The sequence below is a fragment of the Roseococcus sp. GW821-FHT12F05 genome, from assembly GCF_058806835.1.
The window spans coordinates 157744-173716 of the sequence record NZ_JBXAQB010000006.1 but is presented as its reverse complement, the minus strand read 5'-3'; the positions used below and the strand labels follow the sequence as shown (position 1 = coordinate 173716).

At 70.5% G+C, this 15973-nt stretch carries 14 protein-coding genes; 4 read left to right on the top strand and 10 right to left on the bottom strand.

Annotated features, from left to right (window positions below; genetic code table 11):
- Positions 1-3: 3 nt before the first annotated feature.
- The 6 genes from AC1ROY_RS17165 to AC1ROY_RS17140 form a co-directional block, all read right to left on the bottom strand.
- Positions 4-378, bottom strand: a complete 375-nt coding sequence (locus AC1ROY_RS17165; RefSeq protein ID WP_493150074.1) for a response regulator transcription factor — start codon at positions 376-378, stop codon at positions 4-6.
- A 5-nt stretch (positions 379-383) separates the two neighbouring features.
- Positions 384-1889 carry a hybrid sensor histidine kinase/response regulator gene (locus AC1ROY_RS17160; RefSeq protein ID WP_493150073.1) on the bottom strand — a complete coding sequence of 502 codons (1506 nt, stop codon included), beginning with the start codon at positions 1887-1889 and terminating at the stop codon, positions 384-386.
- Complete coding sequence (locus tag AC1ROY_RS17155; RefSeq protein ID WP_493150072.1) at positions 1886-2311, bottom strand: response regulator; 426 nt, start codon at positions 2309-2311, stop codon at positions 1886-1888. Before AC1ROY_RS17155 ends, AC1ROY_RS17160 begins: the two co-directional genes overlap by 4 nt.
- A complete protein-coding gene (locus tag AC1ROY_RS17150) occupies positions 2308-3789 on the bottom strand; it encodes a sensor histidine kinase (RefSeq protein WP_493150071.1) in 1482 nt (493 codons plus the stop codon). The genes AC1ROY_RS17155 and AC1ROY_RS17150 overlap by 4 nt, the downstream gene beginning before the upstream one ends.
- 227 nt (positions 3790-4016) lie before the next feature.
- Positions 4017-4994, bottom strand: coding sequence for a Bug family tripartite tricarboxylate transporter substrate binding protein (locus tag AC1ROY_RS17145; protein ID WP_493150070.1), 978 nt, complete (start codon positions 4992-4994; stop codon positions 4017-4019).
- Positions 4995-5097: 103 nt separating this feature from the next.
- Positions 5098-5736: a pyridoxamine 5'-phosphate oxidase family protein gene (locus AC1ROY_RS17140; RefSeq protein ID WP_493150069.1), complete on the bottom strand. Its 639-nt coding sequence runs from the start codon at positions 5734-5736 to the stop codon at positions 5098-5100.
- A 166-nt stretch (positions 5737-5902) separates the two neighbouring features.
- Between AC1ROY_RS17140 and AC1ROY_RS17135 the strand changes: the two genes are divergently transcribed.
- Genes AC1ROY_RS17135 through AC1ROY_RS17120 form a run of 4 tightly spaced genes read left to right on the top strand, consistent with a single transcriptional unit; the run spans position 5903 to position 9903 of the window.
- Positions 5903-6667 carry an SDR family NAD(P)-dependent oxidoreductase gene (locus tag AC1ROY_RS17135; protein ID WP_493150068.1) on the top strand — a complete coding sequence of 255 codons (765 nt, stop codon included), beginning with the start codon at positions 5903-5905 and terminating at the stop codon, positions 6665-6667.
- Entirely contained in the window at positions 6660-7439 is a 780-nt protein-coding gene (locus AC1ROY_RS17130) for an SDR family NAD(P)-dependent oxidoreductase (RefSeq protein ID WP_493150067.1), read from the top strand. Before AC1ROY_RS17135 ends, AC1ROY_RS17130 begins: the two co-directional genes overlap by 8 nt.
- Positions 7436-8266 carry a polysaccharide deacetylase family protein gene (locus AC1ROY_RS17125; RefSeq protein WP_493150066.1) on the top strand — a complete coding sequence of 277 codons (831 nt, stop codon included), beginning with the start codon at positions 7436-7438 and terminating at the stop codon, positions 8264-8266. Before AC1ROY_RS17130 ends, AC1ROY_RS17125 begins: the two co-directional genes overlap by 4 nt.
- A gap of 17 nt (positions 8267-8283) precedes the next feature.
- Positions 8284-9903 (top strand): ABC transporter substrate-binding protein, encoded by a 1620-nt coding sequence (locus AC1ROY_RS17120; protein ID WP_493150065.1) that lies wholly within the window; start codon positions 8284-8286, stop codon positions 9901-9903.
- Between the two features lie 215 nt (positions 9904-10118).
- Here the strand turns inward: AC1ROY_RS17120 and AC1ROY_RS17115 are convergent, their stop codons facing one another.
- The 4 genes from AC1ROY_RS17115 to AC1ROY_RS17100 all read right to left on the bottom strand — a co-directional run bounded on the left by AC1ROY_RS17115 (position 10119) and on the right by AC1ROY_RS17100 (position 15768).
- Complete coding sequence (locus tag AC1ROY_RS17115) at positions 10119-11855, bottom strand: ABC transporter permease subunit (RefSeq protein WP_493150064.1); 1737 nt, start codon at positions 11853-11855, stop codon at positions 10119-10121.
- Positions 11856-11858: 3 nt separating this feature from the next.
- Positions 11859-12926 carry an ABC transporter substrate-binding protein gene (locus AC1ROY_RS17110; RefSeq protein ID WP_493150063.1) on the bottom strand — a complete coding sequence of 356 codons (1068 nt, stop codon included), beginning with the start codon at positions 12924-12926 and terminating at the stop codon, positions 11859-11861.
- Between the two features lie 20 nt (positions 12927-12946).
- A complete protein-coding gene (locus AC1ROY_RS17105) occupies positions 12947-14020 on the bottom strand; it encodes an ABC transporter ATP-binding protein (protein ID WP_493150062.1) in 1074 nt (357 codons plus the stop codon).
- A gap of 158 nt (positions 14021-14178) precedes the next feature.
- Positions 14179-15768, bottom strand: a complete 1590-nt coding sequence (locus AC1ROY_RS17100; RefSeq protein ID WP_493150061.1) for an ABC transporter substrate-binding protein — start codon at positions 15766-15768, stop codon at positions 14179-14181.
- Between the last annotated feature and the right edge of the window lie 205 nt (positions 15769-15973).

The window sequence follows — 15973 nt, the reverse complement described above, 5'->3', positions numbered from 1 at the left end:
GCCTCACCCGTCGCCGAGGCAGCGGCGCACCAGCTCCATCAGCTCCGAGGCCCGGAAAGGCTTGGCGATGGAGGCGTCCGCGCCCAGCTCGACGGCCAGGTCGAGGTAGCTGCGTCCCTCGGTCTCGCCGCCGCCGGACATGGCGATGATCCGCACCTCCGGGCTGCGCGCGCGGATCTGCCGCACGATCTCCAGCCCCAGCGGCCCGGGCATCCGCATGTCGGTGATCACGAGGGCGTGGCTGCCGCCCGCCAACGCCGCCAGCCCCGCCATGCCGTCCTCCGCGGTGTCGACCGCGTGGCCCTTCATGCGCAGCATGAGCCGCAGCGACTGCCGGATCGGCTCCTCGTCGTCGATGACCAGGATGGCATGCGGCATGCGCGTCAGGCCGGCACGGGGAATTCGACGTCGAAGCGCGTGCCGAGGCCGAGCCGGCTCGTCACGCCGATCGTCCCGCCATGCTCCGCCACGATCCCGCTCACGACAGAGAGGCCAAGCCCCGTCCCCTGCCCCGCCGACTTGGTGGTGAAGAAGGGCTCGAAGATGCGCCGGCAGGTCTCCTCGTCCATGCCCGCGCCGTTGTCCTGCACGTAGAGCAGCACGCGGCGGTCCGCCTCCTCCACGCCGATGGTGATCGTGCCGTCGCGGTCGCCGATGGCCTGCGCGGCATTGGTCACGAGGTTCAGCACCACCTGGTAGAGCTGCCCCTGGTTGCCGGAGACCTCGGGCACCGTCTGCACGCGCAGGCTGCAGCGGATGAGGATCGGCAGGCCGGCCGTGATCATGCGCATGGTGTCGCGCACCAGCTGGTCGAGCCGGACGGGCTGGCGCTCGCCGCCGCCCTTGCGGCTGAAGGCGAGGATCTGCGCGACCAGCCCGCGCGCCCGCTCCGCCGCGTCGAGGATGAGCGTCAGCCCGTCGCGCCGCACCTCGTCCTCGCCGGCCGCATCCAGCATCATCGAGCCGAGCGTGGTGATGGGCACCAGCGTGTTGTTGAGGTCGTGCGCGATGCCGCCGGCCAGCGTGCCGAGCCCGTCCAGCCGCTGGGCGTGGCGCAGCTGCTCCTCGATCTCCGCCTGGCGCGCCTGGGCCTCGCGCAGCTCGGTGACGTCGCGCAGCACGCCGATCACGCGGGCCGGGCCGGGAGTCGTCCCCTGCCCGTCGCACCGCAGCAGCACCTTGCGGGCCGCGCCGTCGCCGCGGCGGAAGGCGAACTCGATCTGCTCCGGCTGCTCGCCGGCCCGCGCGGCCTCGACGAGGCGCGCCACCTCCGGCCGCGTCTCCGCGGGGATGCAGAGCTCGAGGAAGCGCTCCCAGGGCAGCAGCGCCAGCTCCTCGCGGCCCGTCATGGCCCGCAGCTGCCCGCTGCCGGCGCAGAGCATGGTGCCGGCGTCCAACTCGAAGCTGCCGGTGGCGGCGATGCGCTGCGCCGCCTCGAGGTGGCGCTGGCTGCGCAGCAGCTCCTCCTCGCTGCGATGGAGCGCGCGGTCGCCCTCGACGCGGGCGATCGCGTAGTCCACCGCGCGGCGCAGGGTGCTCACGCGCATCTCGTCCTTGCCGATGTAGTCCTGCGCGCCGGCGGTCAGGCATTCAAGGGCGAGCGCCTCGCCGGCCATGCCGGTGAGCACGATGATCGCCGCGTCCGCCGCGGCGTCGCGGATCCGCGCGACGCATTCCACGCCGGCGCCGTCCGGCAGCCGCAGGTCGAGCAGGATGGCGTCGAAGGGCGCGGCGCGCAGCGCCTCGCGCGCGGCGGCGATCGTCTCGACGCGCTGGATCCGGTCCGCCGCCTCCCCGGCACCGGAGAGCATGTCGGCCACGAGCTCCGCGTCGCCCGAATTGTCCTCGACCAGCAGGATGCGATAGCCCGCGCGCTGCCGCTGTCTCATGGCAGCTTCGCGACGTCGAGCCAGAACTCCCCCACCGCGCGCACGACGCCGCGATAGGCCTCCAGCCCCAGCGGCTTGGTCAGGTAGCAATTGGCGCCGAGCTCGTAGCTCCGCGCGATGTCCCGCTCGGAATCGGAGGAGCTCAGGATGACGACGGGGATGGACCTCAGCTCCGTCCGGCACCGGAGCTCGCCCAGGAGCTGGCTGCCGTCCAGGCCCGGCAGGTTGAGGTCGAGGAGGATCAGGTCGGGCCGGGGCGCATTGGCATAGGGCGCCTCGCGCAACAGGTAGGCGCGCGCCTGCTGCCCGTCGGTCACCGCCTCCACCCGCGGCGAGGACCGTCCGGCGCGCAGGGTCTCGCGGGTGAGGTCGGCGTCCGCCTCGTTGTCCTCGACCAGCAGGATATGGGCGGAAAGGGTCATGTCGGGCGTCCCCCGGCGGCTGCGCGCAGCGTGAAATGGAAGGTGGAGCCCTGGCCGGGCGCGGATTCAAGCCAGATGCGCCCGCCGTGCCGCTCCACGATGCGCTTGGCGATGGCGAGCCCGATGCCGCTGCCGGGATAGCGGCTGCGCGCATGCAGCCGTTGGAACATCTGGAAGATCCGTGTGGCGTGCTGCATGTCGATGCCGATGCCGTTGTCATCGATGGAGAACTGCCACTCCGTCCCCGACCGGACGGCGGAGATCCGCACGGCCGGCGGCTGCTCCCCGCGGAACTTGATCGCGTTGGCGATCAGGTTCTGGAAGAGCTGGCCGAGCTGGGATTCGTCGGCGAGCACGGCGGGCAGCGGACCATGTTCCACCGCGGCGCCCTGCTCGCGGATCAGTGCGTCGAGCGAGGCGACCACCTGGTCCAGCACCGTGCCGGAGGCGACCAGGCTGAGCGGCTTGCCCTCGGAGCCCACGCGCGAGAAGGCCAGCAGGTCGGCCACCATGCGCTGCATCCGGCGCGCGCCGTCGGAGGCGTAGCCGATGTACTTGTCCGCCCGCTCGTCGAGCTGGCCGCGATAGCGCTCGGCCAGCAGCTCGACGTAGTTCGCGACCATGCGCAGCGGCTCCTGCAGGTCGTGCGAGGCGACATAGGCGAACTGCTCCAGTTCGGCGTTGCTGCGGCGCAGCTCGGTGTCGCGGCGCTTCTGCTCGGTGATGTCGCGCATGATGGAGGAGGCGCCGATCACCCGTCCCAGCCCATCGCGCAGCGGCGAGAGGCTGGCCGAGATCTCGAGCACTGCGCCGTCCTTCCGCAGCCGTCGGGTCTCGACATGCTCGGCATGCCGGCCGCCGGCCAGCTGCTCCAGCAGGCGCGCCTCGGCCTCGCGCTCCTCCGGCGGGATGATGAGGAAGACGGAGCAGCCCACCGCCTCCTCCTCCGTGTAGCCGAAGAGCCGCTGCGCCCCGCGGTTCCAGCTGGTGACCATCCCATCCAGCGTCTTGCTGAGGATCGCGTCCTCCGAGGATTCCACGATGGCGGCGAGGCGGTCATGCGCGGCCTGAGCGCGCTTGCGCTCGCTGATGTCGATGATCGAGGCGAGGGTATGCGGCTCGCCGCCCATCGACAGCGGGTTGAGGCCGATCTCGACAGGGAACTCGCTGCCGTCCTTGCGGCGGCCGTAAAGGTCGCGGCCGGCGCCCATGGGGCGTGTCGCGGGGGCGCGGAAGAAGCCCTGGACGAGGCCGGGATGGTGGGCGCGGAAGCGCTCTGGGACCAGGATCTCCACCCCCTGGCCGAGCAACTCGTCGTGGTCGTAGCGGAACAGCGCCTCGGCGCGGCGGTTGCTGCGGCAGATCCGGCGCGCATGGTCGATCACCACGATGGCATTGGGCATGGCCTCGAGGATGTCGCGAAACTGTTCCGCCTCACGCGGCGGCGCTTCCCTGGCTTCTTCCGTCGAACCGGCCACACCGAACCATCCCTAGGCCTCGGGTGTGGTAGACCAATCCCGCAGCCTATTCCAGGCTATTTTCATCCGACAGAAAGGTCCGGAGACCAATACATTTTAAGTAAGTGACCAGGACGTTTCTTCCGCAGCGCAACATCATTCCGACACGGATCGTTTCGCAGGGCCGACTTACTGACGTTAAGTCCGAACCACCCGGCGGATCTCCGATGTCACAGAGCCGCGACTTGCTACTCTCGCTGCAGCCCCGCCCGCCGAACCACTTCACCCCAGAGGCGGATGTCCCGCTCGGTCGCCGCCAGCGTCTCGGCGGGGTCGCTGCGCAGCGGCGTTAGGCCGAGGCTCACCAGCCGCGCCTGGATCTCCGGCGTCTCGTTGATCTTCTGGAACTCCTGGTTCAGCCGCGCGATCGCCGCGGCCGGCGTGCCCGCGGGCACCATCAGCGCGTGCCAGGTGGTGCTGACGAAGCCCGGCAGGTCGCAGGCCTCGGCGACGGTCGGGACCTCGGGGAGCTGCGGATGCCGCTCGGCCGAGGTGATGCCGAGGATGCGGACGCGGCCGGCACGCATGTCCTCCACGACGGTGCCGCTCTGGTAGAAGAAGAACTCCACATCGCCCTGGTAGAGCGCGATCATGGCCGGCGGGCCGCCGCGATAGGGAACGTGCTGCGCGTCGAGCCCCGTCGCCTGCAGGAACTGTGCGGCGGCCAGGTGCGTGGAGGCGCCGATGCCGCTGCTCGCGTAGTTCAGCCGGCCGGGCGCCGCCCGCAGCGCGGACATCACCGCGCGGCAGTCGGTGTATTGCGGCCGCGCCGCCGTGCTGACGGTGAAGGCGTTCGGCGCGTCGAAGGTCCGCATGACCGGCAGCAGGTCCTTCATCGGGTCGATCGGCATGCGAAGCAGCAGCGGGTTCACGGCGGTGAGGCTGGTGGTGACGAGCGCCACCGTGTGCCCGTCGGGGGCCGAGCGGGCCACGGCCTCGGCGGCGATGTTGCCCGTGGCGCCCACCCGGTTCTCGACCGTGACCGGCACGCCCAGCGCGGCCGAGAGGCGCGGCGCGGCCAGGCGCAGGTAGACGTCGCCCGAGGTGCCGGCCGGGAAGCCGTAGATGATGGTGATCGACCGGCCCGGGATGGGGAAGGTCTGCGCCCGCGCGGCCGGCAGCAGCGCGAGCGTGCAGAGGAGGACGGAACAGAGCAGTCGGCGCATGCGGGGCCTCACATGTTTCGGTCGCGTCGTGCCGTGCGGGGCGAGGTCTTCTTGGGCGCCGGACGCGCCATGGTCGATTGCGAGCCAAGCCCGGATGGGCGGCTCAGTAAAGGCGGTTGGTGTAGCTTTCCTCGAGGAGCACCTGGATCTCCTCCTTCGTCTTGAAGTTGCGGCCCGTGTGGTCGCGCCAGATCTCGGCGGCGGAGGGCATGTCGCCGAGCTCCGGCCAATGCTCGGGATGCCAGAGATGCGAGCGCATCACCGCCTTGGCGCAGTGCAGAAAGGCGTCCTCGACCGCGATGACCATCACCGTCGCCGGGACGCGCCCGAAGATGGCCAGCCGCTCGCGCAGCGCCGCGTTGCGCGTGAGCTGCGCACGCCCGCTGATGCGCAGCACCTCGCCGAAGCGCGGCACGAAGCTGCAGATGCCGATGCGCGGGTTGGCCACGATGTTGCGCAGCGTGTCGATGCGTCGGTTGCCCGAGGCGTCGGGGATCAGCAGCGTGTGGTCGTCATGGACGGTGATGAAGCCGGGCGGGCCGCCGCGCGGCGAGGCGTCGCAATCGCCGTCGGCATCGGCGCTCGCAATCATCGCGAAGGGGCTGCGGGCGAGGAAGGTCCGGCAGTGGCCGTCGAGACGGTCGAGATGCTTCAGCACCGGGATTCCGGCGGGCGGCGCGTAGACCTCGCGCAGCTGCACCTCGGAGGTGATGGCGTCGTCTTCGGGAAGGTCGAGGGCCATCGGTCCGTCTCCTGCGCGGGAGGATTCTGATAGCAGCCATCTGCGCCGCATGGCGAGCGCGATGCCTTTGACAGGGCGCGAATTCGGCTCCTAACCTTCGCATGCTGCATCGCACCGACGTCCGGCGCGAGCGGCCGTCTCATTATAAGGATGCGGCTGCGCTCCCATGGCTTCCCATCGCTTCTCCGGCCGCCTCGCCATCGTGACGGGCGCGGCCTCCGGCCTCGGCCGCGTCACCGCGGAGGGGCTGGCCCGGGAGGGCGCCCGCCTCGTCCTCTTCGACCGCGACGCTGAGGGCCTCCGCCAGACCGCCGAAGCCTGCCCCGGCTCCGTTGCGGTCCAGGGCGACGTCACCCGCGCCGAGGACCAGGAGCGCCTGGCCGAGGCGGCGCGGGCGCTCGGCCCGGTCACGCTGCTCGCCACCGCCGCCGGCATGCTCGGCCCCACCCTGCCCCTGGACCAGACCAGCGAGGCCGATTGGGACAGGCTCTTCGAGGTGAACGTGAAGGGCACCTGGCTCACGCTGCGCGCCGTCCTGCCGCTGATCCGGGCGGCGGGCGGCGGCGCGATCGTCACCTTCGCCTCCACCGCGGGCCTCACCGGCTCGCCCGCGCTGCCGGCCTATTCCGCGAGCAAGGCGGCCGTGGTGATGATGAGCCGCAGCCTGGCCCGGGCCGAGGCGCCGGGGGGCATCCGCGTGAACTGCGTCTGCCCGGGCTCGATCGAGACGCCCATGCTGGAGCTGACCTTCGCCTCCGCCGGCACCCCCGAGGCGCGCGCCGCGCGCGAGGCCGAGTTCCGTGCGCGCCACCCGCTCGGCCGCTTCGGTAAGGCGGAGGAGGTCGCCGCCGCCGTGCTCTACCTGCTGAGCGACGAGGCCGGCTTCACGACGGGCGTGTCGCTGCCGGTGGATGGGGGCCGGCTTGCCTGAGGTCGGACGCTTCGCCAGCCGCGCGGCGCTGGTCACCGGGGCCGCGCGCGGCATCGGTGCGGCGATCGCGGCGCGGCTCGCGGCCGAGGGCGCGCAGGTCCTGCTGACCGACATCAACCCCGAGGTCGCGGCCACCGCCGCGGCCATCGGCGGCACGGGCTTCGTCTTCGACATCGGCGCGCCCGGCGCGGGAGAGGCCGTGGTCGGCGCCGCCATGGCCGCCTTCGGCCGGCTCGACATCCTCGTGAACAATGCCGGCATCGGCGGCTCTAAGCTGCTGGCGGAATCCGACGACGCGCTGATCGACCGCTTCATCGACATCAACCTGAAATCCGTGCTGCGCGTGACGCGCGCGGCGCTGCCGCACCTGACACGGCCGGGCGGGCGGATCGTCAGCATTTCCTCCACCTTCGGCCTCGCCGGCTATCCCGGCACGACGGCCTATGCCGTGGCCAAGGCGGGCGTCGCGCAGTTCACGCGGCAACTCGCGGGCGAGGTCGGTCCCGAGGGGATCCTGGTGAACGCCATCGCCCCCGGCGTCATCGAGACTGCGATGACCGAGAAGCATCTGACGCGGCGCTACTACCAGCGGGCCGTCGTGGAGCCGACGCCGCTGCGGCGTGCCGGGAAGCCCGAGGAGGTGGCGGCGGTGGCTGCCTTCCTCTGCTCCGGCGACGCGTCCTTCGTGACGGGGCAGGTCCTGGTGGTGGATGGCGGCTGGCTCACGTCGCGCAACCCGCCGCGCGAGCCTGGGGAAGAGGTGATGGGATGATCGACAAGAGCGTGAACTGGCCAGGGGGCGCGCGCATCGCGGTCATGCTCACCTTCGACTTCGACGCCGAGACGCTGTGGCTCTCGCGCGATCCGGACAATGCGCGCCGCCCCGGCGTGCTCAGCCAGGGGGTCTACGGCGCCAAGGTCGGCGTGCCGAAGATCCTGGAGACGCTGAAGGACGAGGGGCTGAAGGCCACCTTCTTCGTCCCCGGCTGGACCGCCGAGCACCACCCCCAGCGCACCGAGATGATCCTGCACGAGGGCCACGAGATCGGCCATCACAGCTACTCGCACAACTGGATCCATCCCGACTTCCCGGACCAGGAGGTCGAGGAGATGGAGAAGGGCCTGGACGCGCTGAAGCGCGTGGTCGGCGTGGTGCCGAAGGGCTATCGCTCGCCCGCCGGCGAGACCAGCGACAACCTGATCCGGCTGCTGCACAAGCACGGCTTTCTCTACGACAGCTCGCTGCTGGATGATGTCGTCCCCTACCGCATGACCATGCCGGATGGCGGCAAGGGTCCGGTCGAGCTGCCCTGGCACTGGAGCACGGACGACGCGCCGCACGCGCTCTTCTCCGTGAAGTCGCCGCGGCCGATCTTCCCCAACAGCCACATCCTCGAGATTTTTCGCGATGAGTTCCGGGAGATCTACCGCTGGGGCGGGCTATACAACCTCGTCATGCACCCGCAGGTGACCGGGCGGCCGAGCCGCATCGCGATGCTGCGCGACATGATCGCCTTCATCAAATCCTTCCCGAACGTCTGGTTCGCCACCGGCACCGAGGTCGCGGAAGCCTGGATCGCCGCGCACGACACGCCCTGACCCAAAGGATCACGCGAATGGCATTTCCGAAAAGCTTCCGCACCGCGCTCGCCGCCGTGCTGCTGGCCGCGACCGCCCTCGCCGCCCCCGGCCTCGTTGCTCCCGCCGAGGCGCAGCAGCCGCAGCGCCCGCTGCGCCTCGTGCTCAATGTCGGGCTGCAGAACCTCGACCCCATCGCCGGGCCGTCCTTCGTCACCCGCAACTTCGCCTACATGGTCTACGACACGCTCGTCGCCATGGACGGCAGCGGCGAGTACCGGCCGCAGATGCTGCAGGGGTGGCAGGTCAGCCAGGACGGGCTGACCTACACCTTCACCCTCCGCGACGGGCTGGAGTTCAGCGACGGCACGCCGGTGACGGCGGAGGACTGCATCGCCTCCATCCGCCGCTGGGGCGGCCGCGACTCCCTCGGCCGGCGGCTGATGGCGGCCACCAAGGAGTTGCGCGTCGTTGACCCGAAAACCTTCGTGCTGGAGCTGTCGCGCCCCTTCGGCCTCGTCATCGAGGCGCTGGGCAAGCCCAGCGTGCACGTGCCCTTCATCATGCCCGCGCGGCTCGCGGCCAGCACGCCGCCGACCAGCCAGGTGGCCGAGGTGGTCGGCTCCGGCCCCTACCTCTTCGTCCGCGAACAGTGGATTCCGGGCGAGCGCACCGTCTTCGTCCGCAACCCCCGCTACCGCCCGCGCAGCGAGCCGGCGGACGGCCTCGCCGGCGGCAAGGTGGCGCGCACCGAGCGCGTCGAGTTCGTGAACATGGGCGATCCCGGCCTGCGCGCCGCGGCGATCCAGCAGGGCGAGGTCGACTACCTCGAATACGCGCCGATCGACTACCTCCCGCTCTTCCAGCGCGACCGTAATCTGGTGCTCGCCCGCGCGCGCGGCGGCGCGGAGATCCTGGGCGGCGTCAGCATCAACCACTTCCAGCCGCCCTTCGACAACGTGCTGGTGCGCCGCGCCGTGCAGCAGGCGCTGGACCGGCGGGAGAACATCGCCTCGCGCGGCCTGCCCGAGAGCTTCACCCGGCCGGACTGCCTCTCCATCTTCGTCTGCGGCACCTACTATGCGAGCGACACCGGCACCGAGCCCGTGCGCGACCCGACGATCGCCCGCGCCCGCGAGCTGCTGCGTCAGGCCGGCTACAACAACGAGCGCGTCGTCTGGCTGCAGCCCGCGGATTCCGCCCTCATCAACCCGATGGGCCTCGTGATGCTCGACCGGCTGCGGCAGGCGGGCTTCAACCTCGACGTCCAGACCTCCGACTGGTCCTCGCACGCGCAGCGCTGGATCCAGCGCCAGCCGCTGAGCCAGAACGGCTGGAGCCTGATCCCCGTGATCTACACGGGCTTCGACCTCGCGAACCCGCTGAGCAACATGGGCGTCGGCTACAACTGCACGGACAACCAGCCCTGGGGCTACTGCGATCCCGCAATGACGCCCGTCCTCGAGCGCTTCGAGGCGGAGAGCGACCCGGCGAAGCGGCGCGAGATCGCGGGCGAGCTGCAGCGGCTCTCGATCGCGAACGCGAATTTTCCGATGTCGGGACAGTTCGCGAGCCCGGCGGTGTGGCGCGCGGAGCTGCGCGGGGTGATCGACTTCGGCTTCCCGATCCTGTGGAACATCGAACGCGCGGCGCGGTGAGGCCTGCGAGAGGGCTTCGCCCCCTCGCGCTCCCCCACCAGGGGCCAGTGGGCCCCTGGACCCCGGCACATGGGAATTTGGGAGAGGCATGGCGCAACCACATGTTCGGCGGTTGCTCCGCGCCCTCTCCCAAATTCCCATAAGTCATGGTTTCCCAAAGGCCTCTCGGCCTTTGGTAGGGGGGTGCGGGGGACAAAGTCCCCCGCGGCGCCACCTCACGCGCGCCGCGCGTCCGCGGGCCGCAGGTACTCCGCCAGCAGGAACAGCGCCGTCACCACCAGCACCACGACCACCGAGGCGGCCACCAGCAGCGGGCTGACCTGCAGGTTCACGTCGTCCCACATCTGCTTCGGCAGCGTGACGCGCACGCCGCCGCCCACGAACATCGCCACCGTCAGCTCCTCGAAGGAGGAGAGGAAGGCGAAGATCAGCGCGCCCACCATCCCGCCGCGGATCAGCGGCAGCGTCACGCGCCAGAATGTGCGCGGGCGATCCGCGCCGAGCGTGGCTGCCGCCTGGTCCAGCCGCCGGTCGTGCCCCTTGATCGTCGCCAGCAGGATCACGAAGGCGATGGGGATGGCATGCACCATATGGCCGAGCGCGATGCCGAGGTCGCTCGCCAGCAAGCCGATCTTCGCGAAGACGTAGAAGAGCGAGACGCCGATCACGAGGCCCGGCACCACCATGGGCGCCATGAAGATCAGGAAGAACGCCCCCGACAGCCGGCTCGTGCTGCGCGCCAGCCCGATCGCGGCCAGCGTCGCCAGCGTGCAGGTCAGGAAGGCCACCACGATCCCGATGCCGAAGGAGCGCAGCGTCGCCGCGACCCAGATCGGCGCGGCGGCATAGGCCTCGAACCAGCGCAGGCTGAAGCCCGGCGGTGGGAAGGACATGAAGGTGGAGCTGGTGAAGGCCATCGGCACCATGGCGACCACCGGCACGATCAGCACCGCGACCGCCAGCCCGGCATAGGCCTTCAGCAGCCAGCCGAAGCGATGCCCGCCGAGCAACCGCGCCAGCCCCTCCGAGAGACCGCCGAAGACCGTGGCAAGGAAGGCCGCGATGGCGAGGCCGAGCCGGCGGATCGGACCACGCCGCCGCGCCGTCCCTCCCCCGCCCGAGACGCCGGAGAGGCCGAAGACCGCGTCGTAGACGAGGCAGGTGGCGAGTGCGGCGCCGATCATGATCGCGGCCAGCGCGGCGCCGAAGACCATGTTGTCCATCTGCATCACCTGCACGATGATGGCGTTGCCCATCATCGTCTCGCGCGGGCTGCCGAGCAGCGCGGGGGTGATAAAGTAGCCGAGCGAGGCGATGAAGACGAGCAGCCCGGCCGAGGCCACGCCCGGCATCGAGAGCGGGAAGTAGACGCGCCAGAAGCCCGCGACGCGCGGCGCGCCCAGCGTGCCGGCCGCCGCCCGCAGCCGCGGGTCGATCGTGGTCATGGTCGAGAGCATGGTGATGACGGCGAGCGGCAGCAGGCTGTGCGTCATGGCGAAGAGTACCACGCCGCGGTTGAACAGCAGGTCCGGCGCGTCCATCCCGAGCGAGCGCAGCGCGCCCGCCACCACGCCGTTGCGGCCCAGCAGCACCAGCCAGGCGAAGTTCTTCACGAGAGCGCTGGTCCAGAAGGGCAGCAGGACGAGCAGGCTCATCATGCGCCGCCGGCGCGCGGGAATCTCGGCCAGCCAATAGGCCAGGGGATAGCCGAGCAGCAGGCAGAGCCCGGTGGTCTGCGCCGCGACCGTGAAGGTCTGCCCCACGATCCGCCGCCAGGAGGCCGTGCCGAAGGCGCGCTCATAGGCCGCGAGCGTGAACTCGCCCGTGTCGGCGTCGGTGAAGCTGACGGAGAGCAGCGCGAGCGTCGGCAGCAGCAGCAGCGCCGCCAGGAACAGAAGCCCGGGCAGCGCGAGCCAGAGGGCGTCGCGCCGCTTCGTTGCCACGGCGCTCATCGCTCAGCCCAGCAGGAAGTCCTGGAAGCGCTGCTGCACGCGGCGGCGGTTCGCCGCCCACCATTCGGGGTTCGAGGGGACGAGGCCCTGGATGTTGTGGGGCGAGGTCGGCAGGATGGCGGCGCGGTCGGGCGGAATGAAGTTGAAGGCGTCCTCGTTGCTCGGGCCGTTGGCCACCTGCGTCGAATAGGCGGCCTGCCGCTCGGCCTTCGTGCAATAGGCGACGAAGCGCCGGGCGAGGTCCAGCTTCGGCGTGCCCTTCAGGATCGACCAGCCGTCGGCGGAATAGAGGCCCTGGTTCCAGGTCAGCCGCACCGGCGCGCCGGACTGGATGGCGGCATAGGCGCGCGCCCCCCAGGTGTCGCACATGTCCACCTCGCCGCTCTGCAGGATCTGCGTGTTCTGCGCGCCGCTGGTCCACCAGACGTTGATGTGCGGCTTGATCTGCTCGAGCTTGCGGAAGGCGCGGTCGAGGTTCAGGGGATAAAGATCCTTCGCCGCCACGCCATCGGCCATCAGCGCGGCCTCGATGACGCCGGTGAAGTTGCGGTAGAGGCCGCGGCGGCCGGGGAATTTCGCCACGTCCCAGAAGTCCGCCCAGTTCTTCGGGCCGTTGTCGCCGAACTTGTCGCCGCGATAGGCCAGCACGGTCGAGAAGACGGAGAAGCCGAGCCAATAGGGCGTCACCAGGCTCGGCACGAGGTTCGGCACCGGCGGGAGGTTCAGCGGCTCGCAGTACATCCGCGGCGCCGTGAGCGTCAGCAGCTCGGACGGGGTCACCATGCTGATGTCCCAGATGAAGCTTCGGGTATCCACGATCATCCGGAACTGCTGCGAGGGATCGGCCTCCTGCGAGACCAGGTTCACGCGGATGCCCGTCTCCCGCTCGAAGGGATCGCAGAAGGCGGCCTTGATCGCCGCGCCCGGCGCGCCGCCGACATTGCTGGCGGCGATCTCGTCGGCGGCGAAGGCGCGCTCCATCGTGAAGAGATAGGGCGCGGCGAGGCCGGCCGTGGCGAGGCCGGCGCCGCGGAGGACGGAACGGCGGGAGGCTTTTGCGGCGTGGCTCATCTGGGTCTTTCCTTACCTGGTCATTCGGTCAGCAGGCGGGCGCGGTCGGGCGCCCAGCCCAGGGACACCTCGTCGCCGATGGCGGGCACGTCCTGGCCGGCGGAGCGGCGGACGACCAGCGTGGCGCCGGAGGGCAGCGTCACCATCAGGCGGAACTCGGAGCCGGCATAGACGGACTCCGTGACACGGCCCCTGAGCGGCCCTTCCAGCTCGACATGCTCGGGCCGGATGACCAGCGCGGCCTCGCCGGTCGCGGCCGCGTCGGACGGCAGCGGGAGCGCGCCGTCCGCCGTCTCCAGCACGCCGGCGCCCACGCGGCCGCGCAGCACGTTGGAGATGCCGATGAAGTCCGCGGCGAAGAGGCTGGCCGGGTGCTCGTAGATCTCGCGCGGCGTGCCGAGCTGCTCGATCCGCCCGTGATCCATCAGGCAGATCCGGTCGGAGAGCGCCAGCGCCTCCTCCTGGTCGTGCGTGACGAAGACGATGGTGGCGCCGGTGTCGCGGTGCAGGCGCTTGATCTCGACCTGCATGGTCTCGCGCAGCTTGCGGTCCAGCGCGCCAAGCGGCTCGTCCATCAGGATCAGGGCGGGCTCGTAGACGAAGCAGCGGGCGAGCGCCACGCGCTGCTGCTGCCCGCCGGAGAGCTCCTGCGGCAGCCGGTCGCGGAAGGGCCCGAGCCCGACCATCTCCAGCGCCGCGTCGGCGCGGCGGCGCAGCTCCGCGGCGGCGATGCGGCGCATCTGGAGGGGGAAGCAGACATTCTCCTGCACGGTGAGATGCGGGAAGAGCGCATAGCTCTGGAAGACCACGCCGATGCCGCGCTTGTGGACGGGGGTGTGCGTCTCGTCGCGGCCGTCGATGAAGAGGTGGCCCGCGCTGGGCTCGACCAGGCCGGCGACGAGCTGCAGCAGCGTCGTCTTGCCCGAGCCGGAGGGGCCGAGGACCGTGACGAACTCGCCGGGCGCCACGTCGAGGTCGAGCGGCAGCAGGGCGTCGGTCGCGCCGTAGCGCTTGGCGATGCCGCGCGCGGAGAGCTTAGGCCGGAAGCCCTGATTGGCGGAGGTGGTCACGATCCGTCCGGCACTCGCGTTCATGTTTCAGGCCCGAATCAGCCGGGTGAGACCGGCACTCTAGGCAAGCGGACGAGAATGGGCATCCGGGGGCGGAACGAAAAATTGCGAGGTTTCAGGCCGGCTCACAGCCGATCATTGCTGGTGTGGAAGCAATTGCACAAAACGATGCCAGGCGCGGCCTACTCCCGGCGGACCAGCGAGGCCGCCGTGTAGCCGCTCATGTTCGGCTCGAAGCTCAGCCCCTGGCGCAGGCCCCAGACCAGGGAGAGGTGGAAGAGCGGGATCATGAGCACCTCGTCCGAGACGAACTTCACGGCCTCGCGGAGCACCGCCTCGCGCTCGCCGTCGTCGAGCAGCGTGAAGGAGCGCTCGATCAGCGCGTCCAGCCGCGGGTCGGAATGGCGGCTCCAATTGGTCGCGCCCGCGCGCTTGGCGGCATTCACCGTGGCGACGTTGTTGTTGAGGAAGTACGAGGCCTCTCCGGTCGAGCTCGCCCAGGTGTGCAGCCAGATGCCGTATTCCTGCCGGCTCGCCCTTGCGGAGAAGGCCGAGTAGGGCAGCGCGTCCACCTGGGTCTGCACGCCGGCGCGCGTCCACATCTGCGCGATCGCCTGGGCGACGCGGCTGTCATTGGCGAAGCGGTCCGTGGTCGCATGCAAAGTGAGCCGGAAACCCTGCGGGAAGCCGGCCTCGGCGAGCAGGCGCCTGGCGGCATCGAGGTCGAAGGGTGGGATCGGGACCTCGGGATTGTACGAGAAGAAGCCCTCCGGCAGCCATTGGCCGTTGGGCGTGCCGCGGCCCTCCATCACGCGGTCCACCAGGGCACGGCGGTCGATCGCGAGCGAGAGGGCGCGGCGCACGCGCAGGTCGAGGAAGGGATTCTGCGGCAGCGGTGTGCCGGCATTGTCGGTCACATCAGGCAGGCTGCCGGCCCGGGAAAAGTTCGGCTGGAGGAAAACGAGCCGCGTGGCCTGCGTCTCCACCACCTTCACCCGGCGGTCGCGCTGGAGGGCCTGGGCGTCGTTGGAGGAGACCTCATCGATCAGGTCCACGTCGCCCGCCAGCAGCGCCGCGGCGCGCGGGCCGGCCTGCGGGATGACGCGCAGGTTCACCCGCTCCCAGGGCTCGGGGCCGCCGAAATAGGCGTCGTTGCGAGTCAGCTCGACCAGGCTGCCCGGCTGAAAGCGCGCGAGCTTGTAGGGGCCGGTGCCGATGGCGGCCTTGCCGCTGTTGTAGTCGTCGGTGGTGGCCCCCTCGCCCGCGTGCTTTGAGACGATGGCGACGAAGGTGAGGTCGTTGGGCAGCACCGGATGCGGACCCGAGGTGTGGAAGCGGACGGTCAGGGGATCGACGATCTCGACGCGCGAGATTGGCCGGACATAGCCGCCGAAGCCGCCGGGGCTGTTGGGCACGTTGGGCGCGCGGGCGATGGTGAAGGCCACGTCCTCGGCGGTGAAGTCGCGCCCGTCATGCCATTTGACGCCGGGGCGGAGGTTGAACTCCCAGAGCGTGTCCGTCACCGGGCGCCAGCGGAGGGCGAGGCCGGGGATGGGGCGCAGGCGCGCGTCACGCTCGACCAGGCGGCTGAAGACGTGGAGCGCGAGATTCAGGTTGGGTTGGAAGGTGTAGAAGAGCGGGTCGGCGGAGGTCGGCGTGGTGGCGATGCCGATGTTCAGGACGGGGCGCTGCTGGGCGCGGGCGGCGGCGGGGAGGAAGCCGGCGCCGAGGAGCACCGGGAGGGTGCGGCGGGGGAGCGGGAGATGACGCATGGCAAACCTTCTCGCGAGGAGAGTGGAAGAACGGATGTTTCCTGCCAGCGTCCGGACATTCGACGGCATTTTGGTGAGGTCGTCCATTCGGTCCTGGACAATTATGTCCCTCGGCGGGTTATGGCGACTTTTCGAGACGTCCGCCTCCTCTCCGTGGCAGCATCTCACGCTTTCCGTGCAATGACGGGGGAAGTCATAGGAGTGA

What these genes read in the sequence shown, in the direction of transcription:
- AC1ROY_RS17120 (WP_493150065.1), top strand. Translation starts at nt 8,284, where the DNA reads ATGGCATTTCCGAAAAGCTTCCGCACCGCGCTCGCCGCCGTGCTGCTG.
- AC1ROY_RS17155 (WP_493150072.1), bottom strand. Translation starts at nt 2,311, where the DNA reads ATGACCCTTTCCGCCCATATCCTGCTGGTCGAGGACAACGAGGCGGAC.
- AC1ROY_RS17115 (WP_493150064.1), bottom strand. Translation starts at nt 11,855, where the DNA reads ATGAGCGCCGTGGCAACGAAGCGGCGCGACGCCCTCTGGCTCGCGCTG.
- AC1ROY_RS17100 (WP_493150061.1), bottom strand. Translation starts at nt 15,768, where the DNA reads ATGCGTCATCTCCCGCTCCCCCGCCGCACCCTCCCGGTGCTCCTCGGC.
- AC1ROY_RS17145 (WP_493150070.1), bottom strand. Translation starts at nt 4,994, where the DNA reads ATGCGCCGACTGCTCTGTTCCGTCCTCCTCTGCACGCTCGCGCTGCTG.
- AC1ROY_RS17125 (WP_493150066.1), top strand. Translation starts at nt 7,436, where the DNA reads ATGATCGACAAGAGCGTGAACTGGCCAGGGGGCGCGCGCATCGCGGTC.
- AC1ROY_RS17165 (WP_493150074.1), bottom strand. Translation starts at nt 378, where the DNA reads ATGCCGCATGCCATCCTGGTCATCGACGACGAGGAGCCGATCCGGCAG.
- AC1ROY_RS17110 (WP_493150063.1), bottom strand. Translation starts at nt 12,926, where the DNA reads ATGAGCCACGCCGCAAAAGCCTCCCGCCGTTCCGTCCTCCGCGGCGCC.
- AC1ROY_RS17140 (WP_493150069.1), bottom strand. Translation starts at nt 5,736, where the DNA reads ATGGCCCTCGACCTTCCCGAAGACGACGCCATCACCTCCGAGGTGCAG.
- AC1ROY_RS17160 (WP_493150073.1), bottom strand. Translation starts at nt 1,889, where the DNA reads ATGAGACAGCGGCAGCGCGCGGGCTATCGCATCCTGCTGGTCGAGGAC.
- AC1ROY_RS17135 (WP_493150068.1), top strand. Translation starts at nt 5,903, where the DNA reads ATGGCTTCCCATCGCTTCTCCGGCCGCCTCGCCATCGTGACGGGCGCG.
- AC1ROY_RS17105 (WP_493150062.1), bottom strand. Translation starts at nt 14,020, where the DNA reads ATGAACGCGAGTGCCGGACGGATCGTGACCACCTCCGCCAATCAGGGC.